The following is a 25,446-nucleotide window of genomic DNA, read 5'->3' on the forward strand; positions in this document are numbered from 1 at the left end:
CGCGGTCCTTCGAGCTTTCCACTCCGGTCACGTTGCGTCCATACGACGGACGCCGATCGCGCCACACGCGCACCGCGCGGGGGCGTGCGGCGCTCCCAGGGACGGGTGCGGGCGCCCGGCCGTCACGCACGCACGCGCGTGGCTACGATGGGCCAGCCGGCGGCCACCAGGGCCGCGGCGACACCAACCGTCGGGAAGACCATGCTGAACAAGTACGCGCGTGCTTTTTTCACGCGTGTCCTCACACCGTTCGCCGCGTTCCTCATCCGGAGGGGCGTGAGCCCCGACACGGTCACGCTCATCGGTACGGCCGGGGTGGTCGCCGGTGCGCTGGTCTTCTACCCCATGGGCGAGTTCTTCTGGGGCACGGTCGTGATCACGCTGTTCGTCTTCTCCGACCTGGTCGACGGCAACATGGCCCGCCAGCTGGGCCGCTCCAGCCGCTGGGGCGCCTTCCTGGACTCCACGCTCGACCGGGTCGCCGACGGCGCGATCTTCGGCGGCTTCGCCCTGTGGTACGCGGGTCGGGGCGACAACAATGTGCTGTGCGCGGTCTCCATCTTCTGCCTGGCCAGCGGCCAGGTGGTGTCGTACACGAAGGCGCGCGGCGAGTCGATCGGGCTCCCGGTGGCCGTCAACGGGCTGGTCGAACGCGCCGAGCGACTGGTGATCTCGCTGGTCGCGGCCGGTTTCGCGGGCCTCCACAAGTTCGGCGTGCCGGGCATCCAGTGGCTGCTGCCGATCGCACTGTGGATCGTCGCCGCGGGCAGCCTCGTCACCCTGATCCAGCGGGTCGTCACCGTCCGCCGCGAGTCCGCCGAGGCGGACGCCGCAGCCGCCCGCGAGGATGCGTCCCAGGGGAGCGAGGCGGCGAAGTGAGCACCGGCGAACGGCTGACCGACGCGCTGTACGGGTTCGGCTGGAGCACCGTCAAGAAGCTGCCCGAACCCGTCGCGGTCCGCCTCGGCCGCACCATCGCCGACCTCGCCTGGAAGCGGCGCGGCAAGGGCGTACGACGGCTGGAGGCCAACTACTCGCGCGTGGTGCCCGATGCCACCCCTGAGCGCCTGGCCGAGCTCTCCCGCGCGGGCATGCGCTCGTACCTGCGCTACTGGATGGAGTCCTTCCGGCTGCCGGCCTGGAGCGCGGAGCGCGTGAAGTCCGGCTTCGACCCCAAGGACGTGCACTACCTGACCGACGGGATCGCCTCCGACCGCGGTGTCATCCTCGCGCTGCCGCACATGGCCAACTGGGACCTGGCCGGCGCCTGGGTCACCACGAAGCTGCAGACGCCGTTCACCACGGTCGCCGAGCGGCTGAAGCCGGAGACGCTCTACGACCGCTTCGTCGCCTACCGCGAGGGCCTCGGCATGGAGGTCCTGCCGCACACCGGCGGCAGCGCCTTCGGCACGCTGGCCCGGCGGCTGCGCGACGGCGGCCTGGTCTGCCTGGTCGCCGAGCGCGACCTGTCCGCGTCCGGCGTCGAGGTCGACTTCTTCGGCGAGAGGACGCGGATGCCCGCGGGCCCCGCCCTGCTCGCCCAGCAGACCGGTGCGCTGCTGCTGCCCGTCACGCTCTGGTACGACGACTCGCCGGTCATGCGGGGCCAGGTGCATGCCCCGATCGAGGTACCGGAGCCAGGTTCGCGGGCCGAGAAGACGTCTGTCATGACACAGGCGCTGGCCGACGCCTTCGCCACCGGGATCGCCGACCATCCGGAGGACTGGCACATGCTCCAGCGGCTGTGGCTCGCCGACCTCGACCCCGCGAAGGGGCCCTCGTGAGAATCGGGATCGTCTGCCCGTACTCCTGGGACGTCCCGGGTGGCGTCCAGTTCCACATCCGTGACCTGGCCGAGTACTTCATCCGGCTCGGCCACGAGGTGTCCGTGCTCGCCCCTGCCGACGACGACACCCCGCTGCCGCCGTACGTCGTCTCGGCCGGCCGCGCGGTTCCGGTGCCGTACAACGGCTCGGTGGCCCGCCTGAACTTCGGGTTCCTGTCCGCCGCCCGGGTCCGCCGGTGGCTGCACGAGGGCGGCTTCGACGTGGTGCACATCCACGAGCCGACGTCCCCGTCGCTCGGCCTGCTGACCTGCTGGGCCGCCCAGGGGCCCATCGTCGCGACCTTCCACACCTCCAACCCGCGCTCGCGCGCGATGATCGCCGCGTACGCCATCCTCCAGGCCGCCCTGGAGAAGATCAGCGCGCGGATCGCGGTCAGCGAGTACGCCCGCCGCACCCTCGTCGAACACCTGGGCGGGGACGCGGTGGTGATCCCCAACGGCGTCGACGTCGACTTCTTCGCCAAGGCCGAGCCCGAGCCCGAGTGGCAGGGGGACACCATCGGCTTCATCGGCCGTATCGACGAGCCCCGCAAGGGTCTGCCGGTACTCATGGAGGCGCTGCCGAAGATCCTCGCCGCCCGGCCGCAGACCCGGCTGCTGATCGCCGGGCGCGGCGACGAGGACGCGGCCGTGGCCGACCTGCCGAAGGAACTGCGCTCCCGCGTCGAGTTCCTCGGCATGATCAGCGACGAGGACAAGGCGCGCCTGCTGCGCAGCGTCGACCTGTACCTCGCGCCCAACACCGGCGGCGAGAGCTTCGGCATCATCCTCGTGGAAGCCATGTCGGCGGGGGCCCCCGTCCTCGCCTCCGACCTGGACGCCTTCGTGCAGGTCCTCGACCAGGGCAAGGCGGGCGAGGTCTTCGCCAACGAGGACGCGGACGCGCTGGCCGAGGCCGCCGTACGGCTCCTGGCCGACCCGGACCGCCGCGAAGAGCTGCGCGAACGCGGCAGCGTGCACGTCCGCCGCTTCGACTGGTCGACGGTGGGCGCCGACATCCTGTCCGTCTACGAGACGGTCACGACGGGCACGGCGGCGGTGGCCACGGACGAGCGCTCGGGGCTGCTGGCGCGGTTCGGGCTGGCACGCGACTGACCGGCAACCGGCCGGAACGGGCCGCGACCGGCCGCGACGGCTGGAGGCGACCCGAACCGAGCGGGATGCGGGAGACCGGAGCGAGCGGGATGCGGGCGGGGCCAGGGCCCACCGATAGCCTTCGCCCGTGACCGCAACACTCATCTGGATCCTCGTCGCGCTCGTCGCCATCGGCCTCTACCTGAGCTGGACGGCCGGCCGGCTGGACCGGCTGCACGCGCGGATGGACGCCGCCCGGGCCGCGCTCGACGCGCAGCTGCTGCGGCGGGCGTCCGTGGCGCAGGAGCTGGCCACCTCGGGCGTGCTGGACCCCGCCGCCTCGATCGTGCTGTACGAGGCCGCCCACGCGGCCCGGCAGGCCGAGGAGGAGCAGCGGGAGGTCGCCGAGAGCGAGCTGAGCCAGGCCCTGCGAGCGGTCTTCGAGGACCCCCAGCAGGTCGAGGGCGTGCGCGCCGCCCCCGGAGGCGAGCAGGCAGCCCGTGAGCTGGCCGAGGCGGTGCGCCGGGTGCCGATGGCCCGCCGCTTCCACAACGACGCCGTGGGGGCCGCCCGCAGGCTCCGCGAGCACCGCAAGGTGCGCTGGTTCCGGCTGGCCGGCCACGCCCCGTTCCCGCTGGCCTTCGAGATGGACGACGAGCCGCCGGCGGCCCTGGTGGAGAGGGCCTCCTGAACGTCAGGTGGACGAAAAGGATCCACCGGCTTCCCATTGGCCCTTGCTGTGGCCTGGTCCACTCACGTTTCCTCGTCGGAGCAGTCTCTGCGGCTGTTGCAGAATCCCTCTTTTTCTTCCAGTGAGGTCACCCGTGTCCACCACCGAGAACCAGGCTCCCGAGACCGGCACCGCCCGCGTGAAGCGCGGCATGGCCGAACAGCTCAAGGGCGGCGTGATCATGGACGTCGTCACGCCGGAGCAGGCGAAGATCGCCGAGGACGCGGGCGCCGTCGCCGTCATGGCGCTGGAGCGGGTCCCGGCCGACATCCGCAAGGACGGCGGCGTGGCCCGTATGTCCGACCCGGACATGATCGAGGGCATCATCAACGCCGTCTCCATCCCGGTCATGGCGAAGTCCCGCATCGGCCACTTCGTCGAGGCCCAGGTCCTGCAGTCCCTCGGCGTGGACTACATCGACGAGTCCGAGGTCCTCACCCCGGCCGACGAGGTCAACCACTCCGACAAGTGGGCGTTCACCACCCCCTTCGTCTGTGGCGCCACCAACCTGGGCGAGGCCCTGCGCCGCATCGCCGAGGGCGCCGCGATGATCCGCTCCAAGGGCGAGGCCGGCACCGGCAACGTCGTGGAGGCCGTCCGCCACCTGCGCCAGATCAAGAACGAGATCGCCAAGCTGCGCGGCTTCGACAACCACGAGCTGTACGCCGCCGCCAAGGAGCTGCGCGCCCCGTACGAGCTGGTCAAGGAGGTCGCCGAGCTGGGCAAGCTCCCGGTGGTCCTCTTCTCCGCCGGTGGCGTGGCCACCCCGGCCGACGCGGCCCTGATGCGCCAGCTCGGCGCCGAGGGCGTGTTCGTCGGCTCCGGCATCTTCAAGTCCGGCGACCCGGCCAAGCGCGCCGCCGCCATCGTGAAGGCCACCACCTTCTACGACGACCCGAAGATCATCGCGGACGCCTCCCGCAACCTGGGCGAGGCCATGGTCGGCATCAACTGTGACACCCTCCCCGAGGCCGAGCGCTACGCGAAGCGCGGCTGGTAAGGCACCGGAACACACATGAACACCCCCGTCATAGGCGTCCTGGCCCTCCAGGGCGACGTACGGGAGCACCTCATCGCCCTGGCCGCGGCCGACGCCGTGGCCAGGCCGGTGCGGCGCCCCGAGGAACTCGCCGAGGTGGACGGTCTCGTCCTGCCCGGCGGTGAGTCCACCACCATCTCCAAGCTGGCCATCCTCTTCGGAGTGATGGAGCCCCTCCGCGCGCGCGTGCGGGACGGCATGCCGGTCTACGGAACCTGCGCGGGCATGATCATGCTCGCCGACAAGATCCTCGACCCGCGCTCGGGCCAGGAGACCGTCGGCGGCATCGACATGATCGTGCGCCGCAACGCCTTCGGCCGGCAGAACGAGTCGTTCGAGGCGCAGGTCGACGTCCGTGGGATCGACGGCGATCCTGTAGAGGGCGTTTTCATCCGCGCCCCCTGGGTCGAGTCCGTCGGGGCCGAGGTGGAGGTGCTCGCCGAGCACGAGGGCCACATCGTCGCGGTCCGCCAGGGCAATGTGCTCGCCACGTCGTTCCACCCTGAACTGACCGGCGACCACCGCGTGCACTCCTTGTTCGTCGACATGGTGCGCGCCAACCGGACACCGGAGTCCTTGTAGGATCTCTGGGGGTCCCCCAGCCGTTCAGGTCTGGGGAGTTCGTTCATAGATGGGTTACGCGAAGGAGACAGGCAGATGTCCGGCCACTCTAAATGGGCCACGACTAAGCACAAGAAGGCCGTGATCGACGCCAAGCGCGGCAAGCTCTTCGCGAAGCTGATCAAGAACATCGAGGTCGCGGCGCGTATGGGCGGTGTCGACCTCGACGGCAACCCGACGCTCTACGACGCCGTCCAGAAGGCCAAGAAGCAGTCGGTCCCGAACAAGAACATCGACTCCGCGATCAAGCGCGGTGGCGGTCTCGAGGCGGGCGGCGCCGACTACGAGACGATCATGTACGAGGGCTACGGCCCGAACGGTGTCGCGGTGCTCATCGAGTGCCTCACCGACAACCGCAACCGCGCCGCCTCCGACGTGCGCGTCGCCATGACCCGCAACGGCGGCAACATGGCCGACCCGGGCTCCGTGTCGTACATGTTCAGCCGCAAGGGCGTCATCATCGTCCCCAAGGGCGAGCTGAGCGAGGACGACGTCCTGGGCGCCGTCCTGGACGCCGGTGCCGAGGAGGTCAACGACCTCGGCGAGAGCTTCGAGGTCATCAGCGAGGCCACCGACCTGGTCGCGGTCCGCACCGCGCTCCAGGAGGCCGGCATCGACTACGACTCCGCCGAGTCGAGCTTCGTGCCGTCCGTCCAGGTCGAGCTGGACGAGGAAGGCGCGAAGAAGATCTTCAAGCTGATCGACGCGCTGGAGGACAGCGACGACGTGCAGAACGTCTTCGCGAACTTCGACGTGAGCGACGAGGTCATGGAGAAGGTCGACGCCTGACGCCGACGCGAACCCAACGGGCCGACGGGACACACCCCGTCGGCCCGTCGCGTTGTCAGTGGCACCCGATAGCCTGCACAAACAGGCGAGCGAAGGGAGGGGCGCCGGTGCGCGTACTGGGGGTGGACCCCGGACTGACGCGGTGCGGTGTCGGCGTCGTCGAGGGGGTCGCGGGCCGCCCGTTGACCATGCTCGGCGTCGGTGTCGTACGGACGCCCGCGGACGCCGAACTCAGCGGTCGGCTGCTCGCCGTCGAGCAGGGCATCGAGCAGTGGCTGGACGAGCACCGGCCCGAGTTCGTGGCCGTCGAGCGCGTCTTCAGCCAGCACAACGTGCGCACCGTCATGGGAACCGCCCAGGCCAGCGCCGTCGCCATGCTCTGCGCCGCCCGCCGCGGCATCCCGGTCGCCCTGCACACCCCCAGCGAGGTCAAGGCCGCCGTCACCGGAAGCGGACGCGCCGACAAGGCGCAGGTCGGCGCCATGGTCACCCGGCTGCTGCGGCTCAGCGCCCCACCGAAGCCGGCCGACGCCGCCGACGCCCTCGCGCTCGCCATCTGCCACATCTGGCGCGCCCCCGCCCAGAACCGGCTCCAGCAGGCCGTCGCCCTGCACAACGCCAACGCAGCTCACGCAGCTCACGCAACGAAAGGCCGTACGGCATGATCGCCTTCGTCAGCGGCACGGTCGCCGCACTCGCCCCCGACGCAGCGGTCGTCGAGGTCGGCGGCGTCGGCATGGCCGTCCAGTGCACGCCGAACACGCTGTCGACGCTCCGCATGGGACAGCCCGCCAAGCTGCACACCTCCCTCGTCGTCCGCGAGGACTCGCTGACCCTGTACGGCTTCGCCGACGACGACGAGCGCCAGGTCTTCGAGCTGCTGCAGACCGCGAGCGGCGTCGGTCCGCGCCTGGCCCAGGCCATGCTCGCCGTGCACACCCCGGACGCGCTGCGCCGCGCCGTCGCCACCGGTGACGAGAAGGCCCTCACCGCCGTCCCCGGCATCGGCAAGAAGGGCGCGCAGAAGCTGCTGCTGGAGCTGAAGGACCGCCTCGGCGAGCCCGTCGGCGCCCCCGCGATCGGCGCGCCGGTCACCCAGGGCTGGCGCGACCAGCTGCACGCGGCCCTCATCGGCCTCGGCTACGCCACCCGAGAGGCGGACGAGGCCGTCTCCGCCGTGGCCCCGCAGGCCGAGGCCGCCGGTGGCACACCCCAGGTGGGTCAGCTGCTCAAGGCCGCCCTGCAGACCCTGAACCGCGCCCGCTGACCTGCGCCACACTGCTAGGAGACTTCAGTGAACTGGGACGACACGACCGACACCTCCGCCGCGGAGCGGCTCGTCGGTGCGTCCGCCGACCGGGAGGACCAGGCCGTCGAGGCCGCCCTGCGGCCCAAGGACCTCGGCGAGTTCATCGGCCAGGAGAAGGTGCGCGAGCAGCTCGACCTCGTCCTGCGCGCCGCCCGCGCGCGGGGGGCCACCGCCGACCACGTGCTGCTCTCCGGCGCGCCCGGCCTCGGCAAGACCACACTGTCGATGATCATCGCGGCCGAGATGGGCGCCCCCATCCGCATCACCTCCGGCCCCGCCATCCAGCACGCCGGCGACCTCGCCGCGATCCTCTCCTCCCTCCAGGAGGGCGAGGTCCTCTTCCTCGACGAGATCCACCGCATGTCCCGGCCCGCCGAGGAGATGCTGTACATGGCCATGGAGGACTTCCGCGTCGACGTCATCGTCGGCAAGGGCCCCGGCGCCACCGCCATCCCGCTGGAGCTGCCCCCCTTCACCCTGGTCGGCGCCACCACGCGCGCGGGCCTGCTGCCGCCGCCGCTGCGCGACCGCTTCGGCTTCACCGCGCACATGGAGTTCTACGAGCCGCACGAGCTGGAGCGGGTCGTGCACCGCTCGGCGAACCTGCTCGACGTCGGGATCGAGCCGGACGGCGCCGCCGAGATCGCCGGCCGCTCGCGCGGCACGCCCCGCATCGCCAACCGCCTGCTGCGCCGTGTCCGCGACTACGCCCAGGTCAAGGCGGACGGCGTGGTCACCCGCGAGATCGCCGCAGCGGCCCTCAAGGTCTACGAGGTCGACGCGCGCGGCCTCGACCGGCTCGACCGCGCGGTCCTGGAAGCGCTGCTGAAGCTGTTCGGCGGCGGGCCGGTCGGGCTGTCGACGCTCGCCGTCGCGGTGGGGGAGGAGCGGGAGACCGTCGAGGAGGTCGCCGAACCGTTCCTCGTCCGCGAGGGACTGCTCGCCCGCACCCCGCGCGGCCGGGTCGCAACGCCCGCGGCGTGGGCCCATCTCGGTCTCACCCCGTCCGGCCCGGCGGCCGGGGGAGCCGCAGGAGCTGCAGGAAACGGACAACAGAACCTGTTCGGGGCGTGACGACGGCGAGAAGCGGAGCTGACGGCTGCCAGACGCGGGCGTGACGGCGAGGGCAATGGCGGGAGCAGGAACCCAGGTGCCATGCTGAGCGTTGTTCCATGCATGCGGACTCGCTTAGACTCCGCCGATGCCACCCTTGCGGGCGGCGCCGACCCACACCCCCATCAACAGGCCGCTCTCCGTCGCGGTCGCGCGAAGGAAACCCCGTCCCGTGAAGACCATCACTCTCCTCCCCTTCATCGTGCTCATCGCGGCCATGTTCCTGATGACGCGCTCGGCCAAGAAGAAGCAGCAGCAGGCCGCCTCCATGCGCAACGAGATGCAGCCCGGCTCCGGTGTCCGCACGATCGGGGGGATGTACGCGACGGTCAAGGAGGTCCACGAGGACACGGTCCTCCTCGACGCCGGTCCGGGCGTCGAGCTCCTCTTCGCGAAGAACGCGATCGGCGCCGTCCTCACGGACGACGAGTACAACCGCATCGTCCACGGCATCGAGCACGACCTGAAGTCCGACGCCGACATCGTCCCGGACGACGCGTCCTCCCTCACCGAGGGCGACAAGACCGACGAGCCTGCCGCCGCCTCCGACGACAAGAGCGTCGACCTCGGTAAGAAGGACGCCGCCGAGGACGAGACCGACGCGGCCGAGGCCCCCGAGACCAAGGCCGCCGAGGCCAAGTCGGACGAAGAGCCGAAGAAGACCGACGGCGACACCGACGCGAAGTAGTCACGCCCCGGGGCGTCGCGGGCAGGCATGACGGGCCCCGCGCGCCCCGGGCGCATCTGTGTCCCGCACGGGACCCGACCATGTCATGGCCGACCGCGCCGACCAGGCGTTCGGGCGGCCCGAGAGGGAGTACGAGAAGGTGGCAGCACCTAAGAGGGGCCGGAGCGCGAGCGCCCAGAGCAAGCCAGGGCGCTCGCTGGCCCTCATCCTGATCGCCATCGTGGCGCTCACCGGGGGGATGTTCGCCTCCGGTAACACCACTCCGCGTCTCGGCATCGACCTTGCCGGTGGTACGAGCATCACGCTCAAGGCGAAGGCCGACCAGGGGTCGGCGATCAACAAGGCCAACATGGACACCGCGGTCGACATCATGAACCGCCGTGTCAACGGCCTGGGCGTCTCCGAGGCGGAGGTGCAGACCCAGGGGAACGACCACATCATCGTCAACATCCCCAAGGGCACCAACTCCAAGCAGGCCCAGGAGCAGGTCGGCACCACCGCAAAGCTGTACTTCCGCCCGGTGCTCGCCAGCACCCCCAGCGGCCCGGCCGCGAAGACCCCTTCGCCGAGCGCCTCCCCCGGCGGAAGCGCTTCGCCGAGCCCGTCCGCGAGCGGGTCGTCCAAGCCGAAGGCGTCCTCGCCCTCGTCCTCCACCGCGTCCCCGAGCGCCACCGCGACCTCGCAGGGCCGCGCGGTCACCGACGCGCTGAAGGCCGACGCCACTGCGTCGCCGTCCGCCTCCTCGAGCGCTTCGCCGAGCGCCTCGTCCAGCGGCAAGCCCTCCGCCAGCCCGTCCGCGTCCGCGACCGGCACCCCCTCCACCAGCCGGCTCCAGGCCCAGTACGCCGTCCTGGACTGCACCAAGCCTGCCGAGCGCGCCAAGGCCGGCACCAGCGCCAAGCCCAGTGAGCCCACCGTGGCCTGCGGCAAGATCAACAAGGTCTGGTACAAGTACGTGCTCGGCCCGGCCGCCGTGGACGGCACCGAGGTCAAGAAGGCCCGCGCCGTCTTCGACACGCAGACCGCCGCCGGCTGGCAGGTTCAGATGAACTTCAGCTCCAAGGGGTCCACGAAGTTCGCGAACATCACCGGCCAGCTGGCCAAGAACCAGAGCCCGCAGAACGAGTTCGGCATCGTCCTCGACGGCCAGGTCGTCTCCAGCCCGTACGTGAGCACCGCCATCACCGGCGGCCAGGCGGAGATCTCCGGCCGCTTCACGCAGCAGGAGGCGCAGAACCTCGCCAACATGCTGTCGTACGGCGCCCTGCCGCTGTCCTTCAAGGAGGACACCGTCACCACGGTGACCGCCGCGCTCGGCGGTGAGCAGCTGCACGCCGGTCTGCTCGCCGGCGCGATCGGTCTCGCCCTGGTCGTGATCTACCTGATCGCCTACTACCGCGGCCTGTCGATCGTGGCGATGGCCTCCCTCCTGGTCTCCGCGATCCTCACCTACGTGATCATGTCGCTGCTCGGCCCGGCCATCGGCTTCGCGCTGAACCTGCCGGCGGTCTGCGGTGCCATCGTGGCCATCGGTATCACCGCCGACTCGTTCATCGTGTACTTCGAGCGCATAAGGGACGAGATCCGCGAGGGCCGCTCGCTGCGCCCCGCCGTCGAGCGCGCCTGGCCGCGCGCCCGTCGCACGATCCTGGTCTCCGACTTCGTGTCGTTCCTCGCCGCCGCGGTGCTGTTCATCGTCACCGTCGGCAAGGTGCAGGGCTTCGCGTTCACGCTCGGCCTGACCACCGTGCTCGATGTGGTCGTCGTCTTCTTCTTCACCAAGCCGCTGATGACGATCCTCGCCCGCCGCAAGTTCTTCGCGAACGGCCACAAGTGGTCCGGGCTCGACCCGAAGGGCCTGGGCGCCAAGCCGCCGCTGCGCCGCACCCGCCGTCCCGCCGGTCCCGCCACCGGCTCTGTCGACCCGAAGGAAGCGTGAGCGATGTCGAAACTCGGCAGCCTCGGCGCCCGACTGCACCGTGGTGAGATCAGCTACGACTTCGTCGGCAAGCGCAAGATCTGGTACGGCATCTCGATCCTGATCACCATCACGGCCATCCTCGGCCTGGCGGTGCGCGGCCTGAACATGGGCATCGAGTTCCGTGGCGGCGCGGTCTTCACGACCCCGACGCACATGAGCACCTCGGTGGCCAAGGCCGAGGAGTACGCGAAGGACGCCTCCGGGCACGAGGCGATCGTCCAGAAGCTCGGCAACGGCAGCCTGCGCATCCAGATCGCCGGCATCGAGACGGACAAGTCCGACCAGATCAAGCAGACCCTGGCCAAGGACCTGAACCTCAACCCGGAGAAGCTCGCCGCCGACCTGGTCGGCCCGAGCTGGGGTGAGCAGATCGCCGGCAAGGCCTGGAAGGGCCTGGCGATCTTCATGGTCCTCGTGGTGATCTACCTGGCGATCGCCTTCGAGTGGCGCATGGCCATCGCGGCCCTGGTCGCGCTGATCCACGACATCACCATCACGACCGGCATCTACGCCCTCGTCGGCTTCGAGGTCACGCCCGGTACGGTCATCGGTCTGCTGACGATCCTCGGTTACTCGCTCTATGACACGGTCGTCGTCTTCGACAGCCTCAAGGAGCAGACGAAGGACATCACCAAGCAGACGCGCCTGACGTACAGCGACATCGCCAACATGTCGATCAACGGCACCCTGGTCCGTTCGATCAACACCACCGTGGTGGCGCTGCTGCCGGTCGCGGGCCTGCTGTTCATCGGCGGCGGCTTCCTCGGCGCCGGCACGCTGAACGACATCTCGCTGTCGCTGTTCGTCGGCCTCGCGGCCGGTGCGTACTCCTCGATCTTCATCGCCACGCCGCTCGTCGCCGACCTCAAGGAGCGCGAGCCCGCGATGAAGGCCCTGCGCAAGCGGGTCCTGGCCAAGCGCGCCCAGGCCGCCGCCGAGGAAGACCTCGCGGAGGCCCGTGCCGCCGGCGAGGACGGGCCGGAGGACGCCACGCCCGCAGTCGTCGGCCCGCGCAACCAGCCCACGTCCCGCGGCCGGGGCCGTGGCCGGGCCTCCGGGAAGCGCCGATGACCGAGCTCACAGACCTCACGACGCTGCTGGCCAGCCGTATCCGTGACGTGGCCGACTACCCCGAGCCGGGCGTGATGTTCAAGGACATCACCCCGCTGCTCGCGGACCCGGCGGCGTTCACGGCGCTCACCGACGCGCTGGCCGAGATCGCCGTGAGCACCGGCTCGACCAAGGTCGTCGGCCTGGAGGCCCGGGGCTTCATCCTGGGCGCCCCGGTCGCCGTCCGCGCGGGCCTGGGCTTCATCCCGGTCCGCAAGGCCGGCAAGCTGCCCGGCGCGACCCTGCGACAGGCCTACGACCTGGAGTACGGCTCGGCCGAGATCGAGGTCCACGCCGAGGACCTGACCCCCGGCGACCGCGTGCTGATCGTGGACGACGTCCTCGCCACGGGCGGAACCGCCGAGGCCGCGATCCAGCTCATCCAGCGGGCCGGCGCCGAGGTCTCGGGCCTCGCCGTCCTCATGGAGCTGGGCTTCCTCGGCGGCCGTGCCCGACTGGAGGCGTCCCTGAAGGGCTCGCCGCTGGAGGCACTGCTCCAGGTCTGAGCCGGCTGATCACCGTACGGCCGCCCCGGCACCGCGCCGGGGCGGCCGTCGCCGTTCGGACACCCTCCGCGCCCCCGGACATCACCCCGAATCCACCTCCTGGAATCCGGCGGGCGCCTCTCGCGTTTCACCAGTAGACGGTCCTCGCTCCGGCCTGAAGGCGATGACGAGGCGCAGGATCGCTACCATGGGGTCTCCGGAGCCTGACCGGGGGACCCGGATCGCGCACGAGGAGCCCTCTTGCCAGACGAGGCCCAGCCACTGACCGCCGCCAAGCCCGAGCACGCCTCGGCCGCCGCGGCCAAGCCCGCGCCGAACGCGTCCAACGCGAAGAACGACGCCCGCGGGACGGTCGAGCACGCCCAGTCCGCGCCCGTCGAGAAGACCGCCGAGGCCGCGCGCCCCAAACCGGCGGCCCCCCTGCGCCCCGCATCCCAGTCCGCCCGCAGCGGCTCCTCCAACCGCGTCCGCGCCCGCCTGGCCCGCCTCGGTGTGCAGCGCGCGAACCCCTACAACCCGGTGCTGGAGCCGCTGCTGCGGATAGTGCGCAGCAACGACCCTAAGATCGAGAACTCGACGCTGCGCCAGATCGAGCGCGCCTACCAGGTCGCCGAGCGCTGGCACCGGGGGCAGAAGCGCAAGAGCGGCGACCCGTACATCACGCACCCGCTCGCCGTCACCACCATCCTCGCCGAGCTGGGCATGGACCCGGCCACGCTCATGGCGGGACTGCTGCACGACACCGTCGAGGACACCGAGTACGGCCTGGAGGACCTGCGCCGTGACTTCGGCGACGTCGTCACCCTGCTCGTCGACGGCGTCACCAAGCTGGACAAGGTCAAGTTCGGCGAGGCCGCGCAGGCCGAGACCGTGCGCAAGATGGTCGTCGCCATGGCCAAGGACCCCCGCGTCCTCGTCATCAAGCTCGCCGACCGCCTGCACAACATGCGCACCATGCGCTACCTCAAGCGCGAGAAGCAGGAGAAGAAGGCGCGCGAGACGCTGGAGATCTACGCGCCGCTCGCCCACCGCCTCGGCATGAACACCATCAAGTGGGAGCTGGAGGACCTCGCCTTCGCGATCCTCTACCCCAAGATGTACGACGAGATCGTACGGCTGGTGGCCGAGCGGGCGCCGAAGCGTGACGAATACCTGGCCATAGTGACCGACGAGGTCCAGTCCGACCTGCGCGCCGCCCGCATCAAGGCGACCGTCACCGGCCGCCCGAAGCACTACTACAGCGTCTACCAGAAGATGATCGTCCGCGGCCGTGACTTCGCGGAGATCTACGACCTGGTGGGCATCCGCGTCCTGGTCGACACCGTCCGTGACTGCTACGCCGCCCTCGGCACCGTGCACGCGCGATGGAACCCGGTCCCCGGCCGGTTCAAGGACTACATCGCGATGCCCAAGTTCAACATGTACCAGTCGCTGCACACGACGGTCATCGGGCCCAACGGCAAGCCCGTCGAACTCCAGATCCGCACCTTCGACATGCACCGGCGCGCGGAGTACGGCATCGCCGCGCACTGGAAGTACAAGCAGGAGGCCGTCGCCGGTGCCTCCAAGGTCCGCACCGACGCGCCCAAGTCGTCCGCCAAGGACAAGGACGCCATCAACGACATGGCGTGGCTGCGGCAGCTGCTGGACTGGCAGAAGGAGACCGAGGACCCCGGCGAGTTCCTGGAGTCCCTGCGCTTCGACCTCTCGCGCAACGAGGTCTTCGTCTTCACGCCCAAGGGCGACGTCATAGCGCTGCCGGCCGGGGCCACCCCGGTGGACTTCGCGTACGCCGTCCACACCGAGGTCGGCCACCGCACCATAGGGGCGCGGGTCAACGGCCGCCTCGTACCGCTCGAATCCACTCTGGACAACGGCGACCTGGTGGAGGTCTTCACCTCCAAGGCGGCCGGCGCGGGCCCCTCGCGCGACTGGCTCGGATTCGTCAAGTCGCCCCGGGCGCGCAACAAGATCCGGGCCTGGTTCTCCAAGGAGCGCCGCGACGAGGCGATCGAGCAGGGCAAGGACGCCATCGTGCGGGCCATGCGCAAGCAGAACCTGCCGATCCAGCGCATCCTCACCGGCGACTCCCTGGTCACGCTCGCGCACGAGATGCGCTACTCGGACATCTCCGCGCTGTACGCGGCGATCGGCGAGGGGCACGTCTCCGCACAGCACATCGTGCAGAAGCTCGTCCAGGCCCTCGGCGGCGAGGAGGCGGCCACCGAGGAGATGGGCGAGACGGTCCCGCCGAGCCGCACGCGCGGGCGCAAGCGGCGCAGCGCCGACCCCGGCGTCGTCGTCAAGGGCGTCGACGACGTGTGGGTCAAGCTGGCCCGCTGCTGCACGCCCGTCCCCGGCGACCCGATCATCGGCTTCGTCACCCGCGGCAGCGGCGTGTCGGTGCACCGCAGCGACTGCGTGAACGTCGAGTCGCTGTCCCGCGAGCCGGAGCGCATCCTCGACGTCGAGTGGGCGCCCACCCAGTCCTCGGTGTTCCTCGTCGCCATCCAGGTCGAGGCGCTGGACCGCTCCCGGCTGCTGTCGGACGTCACCCGCGTCCTGTCCGACCAGCACGTCAACATCCTCTCCGCCGCCGTCCAGACCTCCCGCGACCGGGTCGCCACGTCCCGGTTCACCTTCGAGATGGGCGACCCGAAGCACCTCGGCCACGTCCTGAAGGCCGTGCGGGGAGTGGAGGGCGTGTACGACGTGTACCGGGTGACGTCGGGACGCACCCGGTCGTAGCCGGGGCGCGGCCGGCCGTAGTAGGGACCGACAGCCGACAAACGCGCATGTGAAAGGCCCCGTACGCGCCGTACGGGGCCTTTCACATGCGTGAGCGGGTTTGTCAGCCGCCGAACTCCTCCAGGCCCTTCAGAGCCTGGTCCAGGAGCGCCTGGCGGCCCTCCAGCTCCCTCTCCAGCTTGTCGGCCTTGGCGTTGTTGCCCTGGGCGCGCGCCTGCTCGATCTGCGCCTTCAGCTTGTCCACCGCGGCCTGCAGCTGACCGGTCAGACCCGCGGCACGCGCGCGTGCCTCCGGGTTCGTCCGGCGCCACTCGGCCTCCTCGGCCTCCTGGATGGCCCGCTCGACCGCGTGCATCCGGCCCTCGACCTTGGGACGCGCGTCCCGCGGCACGTGGCCGATGGCCTCCCAGCGCTCGTTGATCGAGCGGAAGGCGGCCCGCGCGCTCTTCAGGTCGTCGACGGGCAGGAGCTTCTCGGCCTCCTCGGCCAGCCCCTCCTTGAGCTTCAGGTTCTCCGACTGCTCCGCGTCCCGCTCGGCGAAGACCGAGCTGCGGGCGGCGAAGAACACGTCCTGGGCGCCGCGGAAGCGGTTCCACAGGTCGTCCTCGTGCTCGCGCTGGGCGCGGCCGGCGGCCTTCCACTCCGCCATCAGCTCGCGGTAGCGGGCCGCCGTCGGACCCCAGTCCGTCGAGCCGGACAGCGACTCGGCCTCCGCGACCAGCCGCTCCTTGGCCTTACGGGCGTCCTCGCGCTGCGCGTCGAGCTGCGCGAAGTGCGCCTTGCGGCGCTTGGAGAACGCCGACCGGGCGTGCGAGAAGCGGTGCCACAGCTCGTCGTCCGACTTGCGGTCCAGCCGCGGCAGCCCCTTCCAGGTGTCCACCAGGGCGCGCAGCCGCTCACCGGCGGCCCGCCACTGGTCGGACTGCGCCAGCTGCTCGGCCTCGGTGACCAGGTCCTCCTTGGCCTTGCGGGCCTCGTCGGACTGCTTGGCCCGCTGCTGCTTGCGCTCCTCGCGCCGGGACTCGACGGTCGCCACCAGCTTGTCCAGCCGGGTCCGCAGCGCGTCCAGGTCGCCGACCGCGTGGTGCGCCACCACCTGCTCGCGCAGGTGGTCGATCGCGGCCTGGGCGTCCTTCGCCGACAGGTCGGTGGTCTGCACTCGCTTTTCGAGGAGGCCGATCTCGACAACCAGGCCCTCGTACTTGCGCTCGAAGTAGGCCAGCGCCTCCTCGGGGGAGCCGGCCTGCCAGGAACCGACGACCTGCTCGCCGTCGGCCGTACGCACGTACACGGTCCCCGTCTCGTCGACGCGGCCCCACGGGTCGCTGCTCACAGCGCCTCCTCCACATGATGCCTGCGGAGGGCCTCAGCACCCCCGGGCATCGTCCACAGTTTCGTCACGGCCAACATAGGCGACCAGCGGGTTGCCTGTCCGCATCCAGCGCGACCGAAATTCCGCCGCCGGCCGCCCTGAGCATCAGGATTTGGTGACCGTCGCCTTGTTGATCACCACGGTCGCGTTCGGCGCGGTGTTGCCACTGGTCGGGTCGGCCGGCTGCGCGCCCGCGTTCGCGATCTTCTGCAGGACCTTCATGCCGGCCGCGTCGACCGTGCCGAACGGCGTGTAGCTCGGCGGCAGCGGGCTGTCCTTGTACACGAGGAAGAACTGGCTGCCGCCGCTGTGCTTCTGGCCCGTGTTGGCCATCGCCACCGTGCCGGCCGGGTACTTGTTGCCCTTCAGGCTCGTGTCCTTCAGGTTCTCGTCCGGGATGGTGTAGCCCGGTCCGCCCATGCCCGTGCCCTGCGGGTCGCCGCACTGGAGGACGAAGATGCCCTCGGTGGTGAGCCGGTGGCACTTCGTGTGGTCGAGGAAGCCCTTGCCCGTGAGGAAGGCGAAGGAGTTCACCGTGTGCGGCGCCGCCGCCGTCTTCAGCGCGATGCCGATGTCACCGCACGTCGTCGCGAGCTTCATCGTGTACTTCGCCGACGTGTCGATCGTCATCGCCGGCTCCTTCTTCCAGCTCAGCCGCTTCACCGAGCCGGCCGCCGGCTTCGCGCACGGGTCCGGAGCCTTGCTGGTCGGGGACGCGCTCGGCGTGACCTCGGCGCTCGCGTTCGACTTCTTGTCGTCGTCGTTCTTCAGTACCCCGGTCGTGTACAGCGCGAGACTGCCGATCACGACCACGCCGAGCACCGACGCGATGACGGAGTTCCGCATGCGCGCCTTGCGCCGCGACTGGGTGCGCCGCTGCTGCTGCCGCAAGAACTTCTCCCGGGCGAGCTGACGCCGCCGCTGCTCCTGGCTGACCACCGGGTTCTCTCCTCATGCGTGTCGTGTGTCGACGTGTTTCGAGCGGTACGCGTGCGTCCTGTGAGCCGATCGCTGCGTGTAGCCCCGTACCGTATATGGGTTCGCTGTGGAAACGGCAGCGCCGGTAGGCTCTGACTGCATCTGCAGCAGCCTGTAATCGACACAACGAAGGACGATCGTGCTCATTGCCGGGTTCCCCGCCGGGGCCTGGGGGACGAACTGTTATCTCGTCGCCCCCGCCCCCGGTGAGGAGTGCGTGATCATCGACCCCGGCCACCAGGCCGCCGAAGGCGTCGAGGAAGCACTCAAGAAGCATCGGCTCAAGCCCGTCGCCGTCGTCCTCACCCACGGCCACATCGATCACGTGGCCTCGGTCGTCCCCGTGTGCGGCGCGCACGACGTGCCCGCCTGGATCCACCCCGAGGACCGGTACATGATGAGCGACCCCGAGAAGGCGCTCGGCCGGTCGATCGGCATGCCGCTGATGGGCGAGCTGACCGTGGGGGAGCCGGACGATGTCAAGGAGCTGGCCGACGGCACCAAGCTTCCGCTTGCCGGGCTGGAGTTCTCCGTGGCCCACGCACCGGGCCATACCAAGGGGTCGGTGACCTTCCGGATGCCCGAGACCGCCGACATCCCGCCGGTGTTCTTCTCCGGGGATCTGCTGTTCGCCGGCTCCATCGGACGCACCGATCTGCCCGGTGGCTCCATGGAGGACATGCTCGACTCGCTGGCCCGCGTGTGCCTGCCGCTCGACGACTCCACCGTGGTGCTGTCCGGACACGGCCCCCAGACGACCATCGGCCAGGAGCGCGCCACCAACCCCTATCTGCGGCAGGTGGCCGCCGGCCAGGGAGCCTCGCAGGCTCCCCGACGAGGAATGTGACGAGAGACCTTCCGTGAGTACCTTCCAGGCCCCCAAGGGCACGTACGACCTGATCCCGCCGGACTCGGCCAAGTACCTGGCGGTCCGCGAGGCCATCGCCGCCCCGCTGCGCAACTCCGGCTACGGCTACATCGAGACCCCCGGCTTCGAGAACGTCGAACTGTTCGCGCGCGGTGTCGGCGAGTCCACCGACATCGTGACCAAGGAGATGTACGCCTTCGAGACGAAGGGCGGCGACAGGCTGGCCCTGCGTCCCGAGGGCACGGCGTCCGTGCTGCGCGCGGCGCTGGAGGCCAACCTGCACAAGAGCGGCAACCTCCCGGTCAAGCTCTGGTACTCCGGCTCGTACTACCGCTACGAGCGCCCCCAGAAGGGCCGTTACCGCCACTTCTCCCAGGTCGGAGCCGAGGCGATCGGCGCGGAGGACCCGGCCCTCGACGCCGAGCTGATCATCCTGGCCGACCAGGCGTACCGCTCGCTGGGCCTCAGCAACTTCCGCGTCCTGCTGAACTCGCTGGGCGACAAGGAGTGCCGTCCGGTGTACCGGGCCGCGCTCCAGGAGTTCCTGCGCGGGCTCGACCTGGACGAGGACACGCGCCGCCGTGTCGACATCAACCCGCTGCGCGTCCTCGACGACAAGCGCGAGTCGGTCCAGAAGCAGCTGACGGGCGCGCCGCTGCTGCGTGACTACCTGTGCGACGCGTGCAAGACGTACCACGAGGAGGTCCGCGAGCTGATCTCCGCGGCGGGCGTCTCCTTCGAGGACGACCCGAAGCTGGTGCGCGGCCTCGACTACTACACCCGCACCACCTTCGAGTTCGTGCACGACGGGCTGGGCTCCCAGTCCGCGGTGGGCGGCGGCGGTCGCTACGACGGCCTGTCCGAGATGATCGGCGGCCCCGCGCTGCCGTCCGTCGGCTGGGCCCTCGGCGTCGACCGCACGGTGCTGGCCCTGGAGGCGGAGGGCGTCGAACTGGACATCCCGTCCACCACCAGCGTCTACGCCGTCCCGCTCGGCGAGGAGGCCCGCCGCGTCCTGTTCGCCAAGGTCACCGAACTGCGCAAGCAGGGTGTCGCGACGGACTTCGCGTACGGCGGCAAGGGCCTGAAGGGCGCCATGAAGAACGCCAACCGCAGCGGCGCGCGCTACGCGCTCGTCGCCGGTGAACGCGACCTCGCCGAGGGCGTCGTCCAGCTCAAGGACATGGAGTCCGGCGAGCAGACGGCGGTCGGCGTGGACGAGATCGTGGCGGAACTTCGGTCCCGGCTCGGCTAGTTCGGCTCGGACAGCAGAGCGAGGGGCGCCGGCCAAACCCCGGCGCCCTTTCTCGTTCGGCGGACTTGTGCCCGGCAAACGGTGGATACACAGGTGTGTGCGGCACAATGAGCGCCTGCCCGAAGTTGGTCCAACTCCCCAGTGACGGAATCGGCGTGATGAGCAAGACGACAGTCACCGACCTCTCCACGAAGCCCCGTTCCGAGCGCACCGCCGACGCGCCCGGCGCGGTGGGCGGCAGCCGCGCCTTCGCCCTGCTGCTGGTGATCACCGGCGCGGCCGGACTCCTCGCCTCCTGGGTCATCACGATCGACAAGTTCAAGATCCTGGAAGCGAAGGTCGCGGGCAAGACCTTCACGCCCGGGTGCAGCCTCAACCCGGTCGTCTCCTGCGGCAGCGTCATGGAGAGCAAGCAGGCCGCCGCCTTCGGCTTCCCGAACCCGATGCTCGGCCTGGTCTGCTACGGCATCGTCGTCTGCGTCGGCGTCAGCCTGCTGACCCGCGCCCGCTTCCCGCGCTGGTACTGGCTCACCCTCAACTTCGGCACGCTCTTCGGCGTCGCCTTCTGCACCTGGCTGCAGTTCCAGTCCCTGTACCGGATCAACGCGCTGTGCCTGTGGTGCTCGCTGGCCTGGGTCGCCACGATCACCATGTTCTGGTCCGTCACCTCCTTCAACATCCGGGGCGGCCTCCTGCCGGCCCCGCGCCCGCTGAAGTCCTTCTTCGGCGAGTTCACCTGGGTGCTGCCGGTCCTGCACACCGGCATCATCGGGATGCTGATCCTGACCCGCTGGTGGGACTTCTGGACCAGCTGAGGTCCGTACCGGCCGACGGCCCGGGCGGGACTGTCAGTGCCGTGTCTTAGGGTTTCAGCGTGGAACCCGACCTGTTCACCGCCGCAGCAGAGGACCGCCAGGAGAAGGACCCGGCCGGCAGTCCCCTGGCGGTCCGCATGCGCCCGCGCACCCTCGACGAGGTGGTGGGCCAGCAGCACCTGCTGGGGCCGGGATCCCCGCTGCGCAGACTGGTCGGCGAGGGCAACGGCGGCCCGGCCGGACCGTCCTCGGTGATCCTGTGGGGCCCGCCCGGCACCGGCAAGACGACCCTCGCGTACGTCGTCTCCAAGGCCACCGACAAGCGCTTCGTGGAGCTGTCCGCGATCACCGCCGGCGTCAAGGAGGTCCGCGCGGTCATCGACGGCGCCCGCCGCGCCACCGGTGGCTACGGCAAGGAGACCGTCCTCTTCCTGGACGAGATCCACCGCTTCAGCAAGGCCCAGCAGGACTCCCTGCTCCCCGCGGTCGAGAACCGCTGGGTGACCCTGATCGCGGCGACCACGGAGAACCCGTACTTCTCGGTGATCTCCCCGCTGCTCTCGCGCTCCCTCCTCCTCACCCTCGAACCCCTCACCGACGACGACGTCCGGGGCCTGCTGAGGCGGGCCCTCGCCGACGACCGCGGGCTGAAGAACGCCGTCACTCTTCCCGAGGACACCGAGGAGCACCTGCTGCGGATCGCCGGCGGCGACGCCCGCCGCGCCCTGACCGCCCTGGAGGCCGCCGCCGGGGCCGCCCTCGACCAGGGCGAGACCGAGATCAGCCTCCAGACACTGGAGCAGACCGTCGACCGGGCCGCGGTGAAGTACGACCGCGACGGCGACCAGCACTACGACGTCGCCAGCGCCCTCATCAAGTCCATCCGCGGCTCCGACGTCGACGCCGCCCTGCACTACCTGGCCCGCATGATCGAGGCCGGCGAGGACCCCCGCTTCATCGCCCGCCGCCTGATGATCTCCGCCAGCGAGGACATCGGTCTGGCCGACCCGGGCGCCCTGCCCATCGCGGTCGCCGCCGCCCAGGCCGTCGCCATGATCGGCTTCCCAGAGGCCGCCCTCACCCTCAGCCACGCCACCATCGCCCTGGCGCTCGCCCCGAAGTCCAACTCCGCGACGACCGCGATCGGCGCCGCCCTGGAGGACGTACGCAAGGGGCTGGCCGGCCCGGTGCCGCCGCACCTGCGCGACGGGCACTACAAGGGCGCCGCCAAGCTCGGCCACGCCCAGGGCTACGTGTACCCGCACGACCTGCCCGAGGGCATCGCCGAGCAGCAGTACGCCCCGGACGCCCTGAAGGACCGCACCTACTACACCCCGACCCGGCACGGCACGGAGGCCCGGTACGCCGACGCGGTCGAGTGGACCAGGAAGCACCTCGGTCGCAAGCGCTCCTGAGCAGCCTGTAGACTGCTCTGAAGTGCTGAGTCCCGTGCCGTCAGAGCGGGACAGCCAGCCGGAGATCCGGTCCTTCGTGGACCGGCTCCAGGAGCGTCGCGCACCGTCGAACGGTGTCGCGGGCAGCCCACCACCACCCGGGGTTCCGGGACGGTCGGTGGGCCACTCGCGTGCTGCACGTATGTGCCCAGACCAGGGAAGCGGCTGCCCGGCAGGTCCCCTCGGGACCGACGGGTTTTCCCGGCTGCGGATGCGACCTCCCTAACCCTGACGAGCCGAACACTACGAAAGAGACGAAAGACAGTGGCGAACCAGTCCCGCCCCAAGGTCAAGAAGTCGCGTGCCCTCGGCATCGCGCTGACCCCGAAGGCCGTCAAGTACTTCGAGGCCCGTCCGTACCCGCCGGGTGAGCACGGCCGTGGCCGCAAGCAGACCTCGGACTACAAGGTCCGTCTGCTCGAGAAGCAGCGTCTGCGCGCGCAGTACGACATCTCCGAGCGTCAGCTGGTCCGCGCCTACGAGCGTGCCTCCAAGGTGCAGGGCAAGACCGGTGAGGCCCTCATCGTCGAGCTGGAGCGTCGTCTCGACGCGCTGGTCCTGCGTTCGGGCATCGCCCGCACGATCTACCAGGCCCGCCAGATGGTCGTTCACGGCCACATCCAGGTCAACGGCCAGAAGGTCGACAAGCCGTCCTTCCGCGTCCGCCCGGACGACGTCGTGCAGGTCCGCGACCGCTCCAAGGACAAGACGCTCTTCACGATCGCCCGTGAGGGTGGCTTCGCCGCCGACGGTGAGACCCCGCGCTACCTCCAGGTGAACCTCAAGGCCCTGGCGTTCCGCCTGGACCGCGAGCCGAACCGCAAGGAGATCCCGGTGATCTGCGACGAGCAGCTCGTCGTCGAGTACTACGCCCGCTGACCCCAGCCCCGGCGCAGCACTTCAGCCCGCCGTCTCCCCACCCTTGCGGGTGGGCGAGGCGGCGGGTTCGCGTTTCTGGGCGTCCTGGTCGCCGTACGGCACCGGCCCGCGCGGTGCCGGCATGGCCCGCAGCGGCCGTAGCTCCTCGTGGCCCAGCGCCCGGGCCACCACCGCCTCCCGGTCCAGGGCCGCCCCCTCCCGCAGGCACTCCTCGTACCGCGCGTCGCCCAGCATCCGGCGGGCGGTCGCCTCGCACAGCTCGTGCGGCGCGTTGTAGTACGCCGAGCCGAACAGCGGCAGCCCCACCGAGGGCCACAACCGGGCCGCCGCGCCCTGGAGCACCGCCGCCTCGGCCGGATCGCCCTCGGTCGCCGTCACCAGCGCCAGCAGCTCGATCGTCAGCACCGAGCCGAGCAGGTCGTGGAAGGCGTGCACCTTGCCGAGGCCGTCCGTCAGCAGCTCCCGGGCCCGCGCCGGATCCCCCTCGCGCCAGGCCGCGTACGCCAGGACGTACAGCGCGTACGACCGAGTCCACTGCTCCCCGTGGTCCTCGCAGATCTGGCGCACGTCCTCGCACAGCCGGACCGCGTCCGGCAGATCGCCCTGGAAGGCCTGCGTCATGGCCAGCTCCACCTGGCCCATCAGGACGTTGCTGTTGAGTTCGCCGATCTCCCGGTAGCGCTCCAGCGCCGAACGCAGCAGCGTTTCTGCGCGGTTCATGTCATCCGTGACGAGAGCCAGACAGCCCGTGCGGTGCTCGGCGTACGCCACCGCCGTCGCGTCGGCGGACCGCTCGGCCTGCTCCCGGCACTCCTGCAGCGCCTTGAGCGCGGGCACGGTGTCGCCCTGCAGGATCGCCACATAGCCGAGCACCCACAGCGCCTTCAGCCGGGACTGCTCGTACTCCGATTCCAGCTCCACGCTGCGCTCCAGCCAGCGCCGCCCCTCCGCCAGCCGCCCGCAGCCCGCCCAGCAGAACCACAGCGAGCCCGCCAGGTACTGGCCGAGATGCGTCTCCTCCGGCTCGGTCAGGCCGAACTCCAGCGCGGCGCGCAGATTCGGCAGCTCGGCCTCGACCCGCGCGGCCACCTCCCGCTGCCGCGGCGAGAACCACTCCAGCTCGCACCAGGTGGCCAGGCCCAGATACCAGTCGCGGTGCCGCCGGCGCAGCCGGGCCGCGTCCCCGGTCGCCTCCAGCCAGTCGGCGCCGTAGGCCCGGACCGTGTCCAGCATCCGGTAGCGGGATCCCGTCGCGGCCTCCTCGCGGGCCAGGACCGACTGGGCGAGCAGTTCCGAGAGCAGGTCCAGGACGTCCTCGGCGGGCAGCCCCTCCCCGCTGCACACGTACTCGGCGGCCTCCAGGTCGAAGGTCTGCGCAAACACCGAGAGCCGCGCCCACAGCAGCCGCTCGGCGGGCGTGCACAGCTCATGGCTCCAGCCGATCGCGGTGCGCAGCGTCTGGTGCCGGGGCAGAGCGTCCCGGCCGCCGCCGGTCAGCAGCCGGAACCGGTCGTCCAGCCGCTGCAGCAGCTGCGCGGGGGACAGGGTGCGCAGCCGCCCCGCGGCCAGCTCCAGCGCCAGCGGGATGCCCTCCAGGCGCCGGCACACCTCCCGTACGTCGGCGCGGTCGCACAGCTCCAGACCGTGCTGCCGGGCCCGGTCGGCGAACAGCTCCACGGCCTCGTCCTCGCCGAGCGGCCCCAGCGGGAACAGCCGCTCGCCCGCGACGCCCAGCGGGCGCCGCCCCGCCGCCAGCACCCGCAGCCCCGGCAGCTTCCGCAGCAGCTCCGCCACCAGGCCGGCGCACTCCTCCACCAGGTGCTCGAAGCCGTCGAGCACCAACAGCAGCCGCCGCCCGGCGAGATGCTCCAGCAGCATCTCCCTGGGCATCCGCGTGGTGTGGTCGGTCAGCCCCAGCGCCTCCACGACCGCGTACTCCACGAACTGCGGATCGTGCACCGCCGCCAGCTCGACCCAGCCGGTGGGGGACTGCGGCCCGGCCGCCGCCCGGTCGGCCGCTGCCCGGGCCGCCAGCCGGGACTTGCCCACCCCGCCGACGCCGGTCACGGTCACCAGCCGGGTCTCCTCGAGCGCCGTGGCCAGCGCGGCGAGTTCCGCCGAGCGTCCGACGAAAGCGGTCAGGTGAAGGGGCGGACTGCCGTCCGCGCAGGGGCCGGGGTGCTGAGGACCTCGCATGGGACACGGAGCGTACTGAACCATGTTCAGTCCGTACAATCGCTTCCCGCAACTCCGCCTCCGGCGCACCGGAAT

23 protein-coding genes are annotated in these 25,446 nt (G+C 70.7%); 20 read left to right on the forward strand and 3 right to left on the reverse strand.

The genetic code is table 11. The features are described from left to right. The first annotated feature begins 147 nt into the window (after positions 1-147). From pgsA to ACWD3E_RS22105, 15 genes are all read left to right on the forward strand, one after another. Complete coding sequence (gene pgsA, locus ACWD3E_RS22035) at positions 148-879, forward strand: phosphatidylinositol phosphate synthase (RefSeq protein WP_451389228.1); 732 nt, start codon at positions 148-150, stop codon at positions 877-879. Then, complete coding sequence (locus ACWD3E_RS22040; RefSeq protein ID WP_451389229.1) at positions 876-1,784, forward strand: phosphatidylinositol mannoside acyltransferase; 909 nt, start codon at positions 876-878, stop codon at positions 1,782-1,784. The genes pgsA and ACWD3E_RS22040 overlap by 4 nt, the downstream gene beginning before the upstream one ends. Further along, entirely contained in the window at positions 1,781-2,941 is a 1,161-nt protein-coding gene (locus tag ACWD3E_RS22045; protein WP_451389230.1) for a glycosyltransferase family 4 protein, read from the forward strand. Before ACWD3E_RS22040 ends, ACWD3E_RS22045 begins: the two co-directional genes overlap by 4 nt. A 127-nt stretch (positions 2,942-3,068) precedes the next feature. Then, the gene (locus tag ACWD3E_RS22050; protein ID WP_451389231.1) at positions 3,069-3,611 is read left to right on the forward strand and encodes a hypothetical protein; all 543 of its coding nucleotides are present in this window, start codon (positions 3,069-3,071) and stop codon (positions 3,609-3,611) included. A 133-nt stretch (positions 3,612-3,744) separates the two neighbouring features. Then, positions 3,745-4,650 (forward strand): pyridoxal 5'-phosphate synthase lyase subunit PdxS, encoded by a 906-nt coding sequence (gene pdxS, locus ACWD3E_RS22055; RefSeq protein ID WP_451389232.1) that lies wholly within the window; start codon positions 3,745-3,747, stop codon positions 4,648-4,650. Positions 4,651-4,665: 15 nt separating this feature from the next. Next, complete coding sequence (gene pdxT / locus ACWD3E_RS22060) at positions 4,666-5,271, forward strand: pyridoxal 5'-phosphate synthase glutaminase subunit PdxT (protein ID WP_451389233.1); 606 nt, start codon at positions 4,666-4,668, stop codon at positions 5,269-5,271. A gap of 75 nt (positions 5,272-5,346) precedes the next feature. Beyond that, complete coding sequence (locus ACWD3E_RS22065) at positions 5,347-6,099, forward strand: YebC/PmpR family DNA-binding transcriptional regulator (protein ID WP_451389234.1); 753 nt, start codon at positions 5,347-5,349, stop codon at positions 6,097-6,099. A gap of 107 nt (positions 6,100-6,206) precedes the next feature. Continuing rightward, positions 6,207-6,764 (forward strand): crossover junction endodeoxyribonuclease RuvC, encoded by a 558-nt coding sequence (ruvC, locus tag ACWD3E_RS22070; RefSeq protein WP_451389235.1) that lies wholly within the window; start codon positions 6,207-6,209, stop codon positions 6,762-6,764. Then, complete coding sequence (ruvA, locus tag ACWD3E_RS22075) at positions 6,761-7,366, forward strand: Holliday junction branch migration protein RuvA (protein ID WP_451389236.1); 606 nt, start codon at positions 6,761-6,763, stop codon at positions 7,364-7,366. Before ruvC ends, ruvA begins: the two co-directional genes overlap by 4 nt. Positions 7,367-7,393: 27 nt before the next feature. Then, on the forward strand, positions 7,394-8,482 hold the full coding sequence (ruvB, locus tag ACWD3E_RS22080) for a Holliday junction branch migration DNA helicase RuvB (RefSeq protein WP_451389237.1): 1,089 nt from the start codon (positions 7,394-7,396) through the stop codon (positions 8,480-8,482). A 211-nt stretch (positions 8,483-8,693) separates the two neighbouring features. Then, the gene (gene yajC / locus ACWD3E_RS22085; RefSeq protein WP_451389238.1) at positions 8,694-9,209 is read left to right on the forward strand and encodes a preprotein translocase subunit YajC; all 516 of its coding nucleotides are present in this window, start codon (positions 8,694-8,696) and stop codon (positions 9,207-9,209) included. 139 nt (positions 9,210-9,348) lie between these two features. Next, positions 9,349-11,148 carry a protein translocase subunit SecD gene (gene secD / locus ACWD3E_RS22090; RefSeq protein WP_451389376.1) on the forward strand — a complete coding sequence of 600 codons (1,800 nt, stop codon included), beginning with the start codon at positions 9,349-9,351 and terminating at the stop codon, positions 11,146-11,148. Between the two features lie 3 nt (positions 11,149-11,151). After that, on the forward strand, positions 11,152-12,261 hold the full coding sequence (gene secF / locus ACWD3E_RS22095) for a protein translocase subunit SecF (RefSeq protein WP_451389239.1): 1,110 nt from the start codon (positions 11,152-11,154) through the stop codon (positions 12,259-12,261). Continuing rightward, positions 12,258-12,806, forward strand: a complete 549-nt coding sequence (locus ACWD3E_RS22100; RefSeq protein WP_451389240.1) for an adenine phosphoribosyltransferase — start codon at positions 12,258-12,260, stop codon at positions 12,804-12,806. The genes secF and ACWD3E_RS22100 overlap by 4 nt, the downstream gene beginning before the upstream one ends. A 240-nt stretch (positions 12,807-13,046) precedes the next feature. Next, positions 13,047-15,554, forward strand: coding sequence for a RelA/SpoT family protein (locus tag ACWD3E_RS22105; protein ID WP_451389241.1), 2,508 nt, complete (start codon positions 13,047-13,049; stop codon positions 15,552-15,554). Between the two features lie 103 nt (positions 15,555-15,657). On the opposite strand, the gene ACWD3E_RS22110 is transcribed toward ACWD3E_RS22105, so the two are convergent. Together ACWD3E_RS22110 and ACWD3E_RS22115 are read right to left on the reverse strand one after the other, a co-directional pair. Further along, positions 15,658-16,887 carry a DUF349 domain-containing protein gene (locus ACWD3E_RS22110; protein ID WP_451389242.1) on the reverse strand — a complete coding sequence of 410 codons (1,230 nt, stop codon included), beginning with the start codon at positions 16,885-16,887 and terminating at the stop codon, positions 15,658-15,660. 144 nt (positions 16,888-17,031) lie between these two features. Further along, on the reverse strand, positions 17,032-17,865 hold the full coding sequence (locus ACWD3E_RS22115) for a peptidylprolyl isomerase (protein ID WP_451389243.1): 834 nt from the start codon (positions 17,863-17,865) through the stop codon (positions 17,032-17,034). A 178-nt stretch (positions 17,866-18,043) separates the two neighbouring features. On the opposite strand from ACWD3E_RS22115, the gene ACWD3E_RS22120 reads away from it, so the two are divergent. The 5 genes from ACWD3E_RS22120 (at position 18,044) to rpsD (ending at position 23,175) form a co-directional block, all read left to right on the forward strand. Next, positions 18,044-18,751 carry an MBL fold metallo-hydrolase gene (locus ACWD3E_RS22120; RefSeq protein ID WP_451389244.1) on the forward strand — a complete coding sequence of 236 codons (708 nt, stop codon included), beginning with the start codon at positions 18,044-18,046 and terminating at the stop codon, positions 18,749-18,751. A gap of 13 nt (positions 18,752-18,764) precedes the next feature. Beyond that, positions 18,765-20,027 (forward strand): histidine--tRNA ligase, encoded by a 1,263-nt coding sequence (gene hisS / locus ACWD3E_RS22125; RefSeq protein WP_451389245.1) that lies wholly within the window; start codon positions 18,765-18,767, stop codon positions 20,025-20,027. Between the two features lie 158 nt (positions 20,028-20,185). Continuing rightward, complete coding sequence (locus tag ACWD3E_RS22130) at positions 20,186-20,842, forward strand: vitamin K epoxide reductase family protein (RefSeq protein ID WP_451389246.1); 657 nt, start codon at positions 20,186-20,188, stop codon at positions 20,840-20,842. 59 nt (positions 20,843-20,901) lie between these two features. After that, positions 20,902-22,257: a replication-associated recombination protein A gene (locus ACWD3E_RS22135; RefSeq protein WP_451389247.1), complete on the forward strand. Its 1,356-nt coding sequence runs from the start codon at positions 20,902-20,904 to the stop codon at positions 22,255-22,257. Between the two features lie 303 nt (positions 22,258-22,560). Then, the gene (gene rpsD / locus ACWD3E_RS22140; protein WP_225836760.1) at positions 22,561-23,175 is read left to right on the forward strand and encodes a 30S ribosomal protein S4; all 615 of its coding nucleotides are present in this window, start codon (positions 22,561-22,563) and stop codon (positions 23,173-23,175) included. A gap of 21 nt (positions 23,176-23,196) precedes the next feature. On the opposite strand, the gene ACWD3E_RS22145 is transcribed toward rpsD, so the two are convergent. Beyond that, positions 23,197-25,371: an ATP-binding protein gene (locus ACWD3E_RS22145; RefSeq protein WP_451389248.1), complete on the reverse strand. Its 2,175-nt coding sequence runs from the start codon at positions 25,369-25,371 to the stop codon at positions 23,197-23,199. Between the last annotated feature and the right edge of the window lie 75 nt (positions 25,372-25,446).

The organism is Streptomyces sp. NPDC002676, from assembly GCF_053592455.1.

Excerpts from the sequence above, each read along its gene's own strand:
- ACWD3E_RS22100 (WP_451389240.1), top strand. The coding sequence starts at position 12,258 with ATGACCGAGCTCACAGACCTCACGACGCTGCTGGCCAGCCGTATCCGT.
- ruvA (WP_451389236.1), top strand. The coding sequence starts at position 6,761 with ATGATCGCCTTCGTCAGCGGCACGGTCGCCGCACTCGCCCCCGACGCA.
- ACWD3E_RS22130 (WP_451389246.1), top strand. The coding sequence starts at position 20,186 with ATGAGCAAGACGACAGTCACCGACCTCTCCACGAAGCCCCGTTCCGAG.
- secF (WP_451389239.1), top strand. The coding sequence starts at position 11,152 with ATGTCGAAACTCGGCAGCCTCGGCGCCCGACTGCACCGTGGTGAGATC.
- ACWD3E_RS22065 (WP_451389234.1), top strand. The coding sequence starts at position 5,347 with ATGTCCGGCCACTCTAAATGGGCCACGACTAAGCACAAGAAGGCCGTG.
- pgsA (WP_451389228.1), top strand. The coding sequence starts at position 148 with ATGGGCCAGCCGGCGGCCACCAGGGCCGCGGCGACACCAACCGTCGGG.
- ACWD3E_RS22145 (WP_451389248.1), bottom strand. The coding sequence starts at position 25,371 with ATGCGAGGTCCTCAGCACCCCGGCCCCTGCGCGGACGGCAGTCCGCCC.
- pdxT (WP_451389233.1), top strand. The coding sequence starts at position 4,666 with ATGAACACCCCCGTCATAGGCGTCCTGGCCCTCCAGGGCGACGTACGG.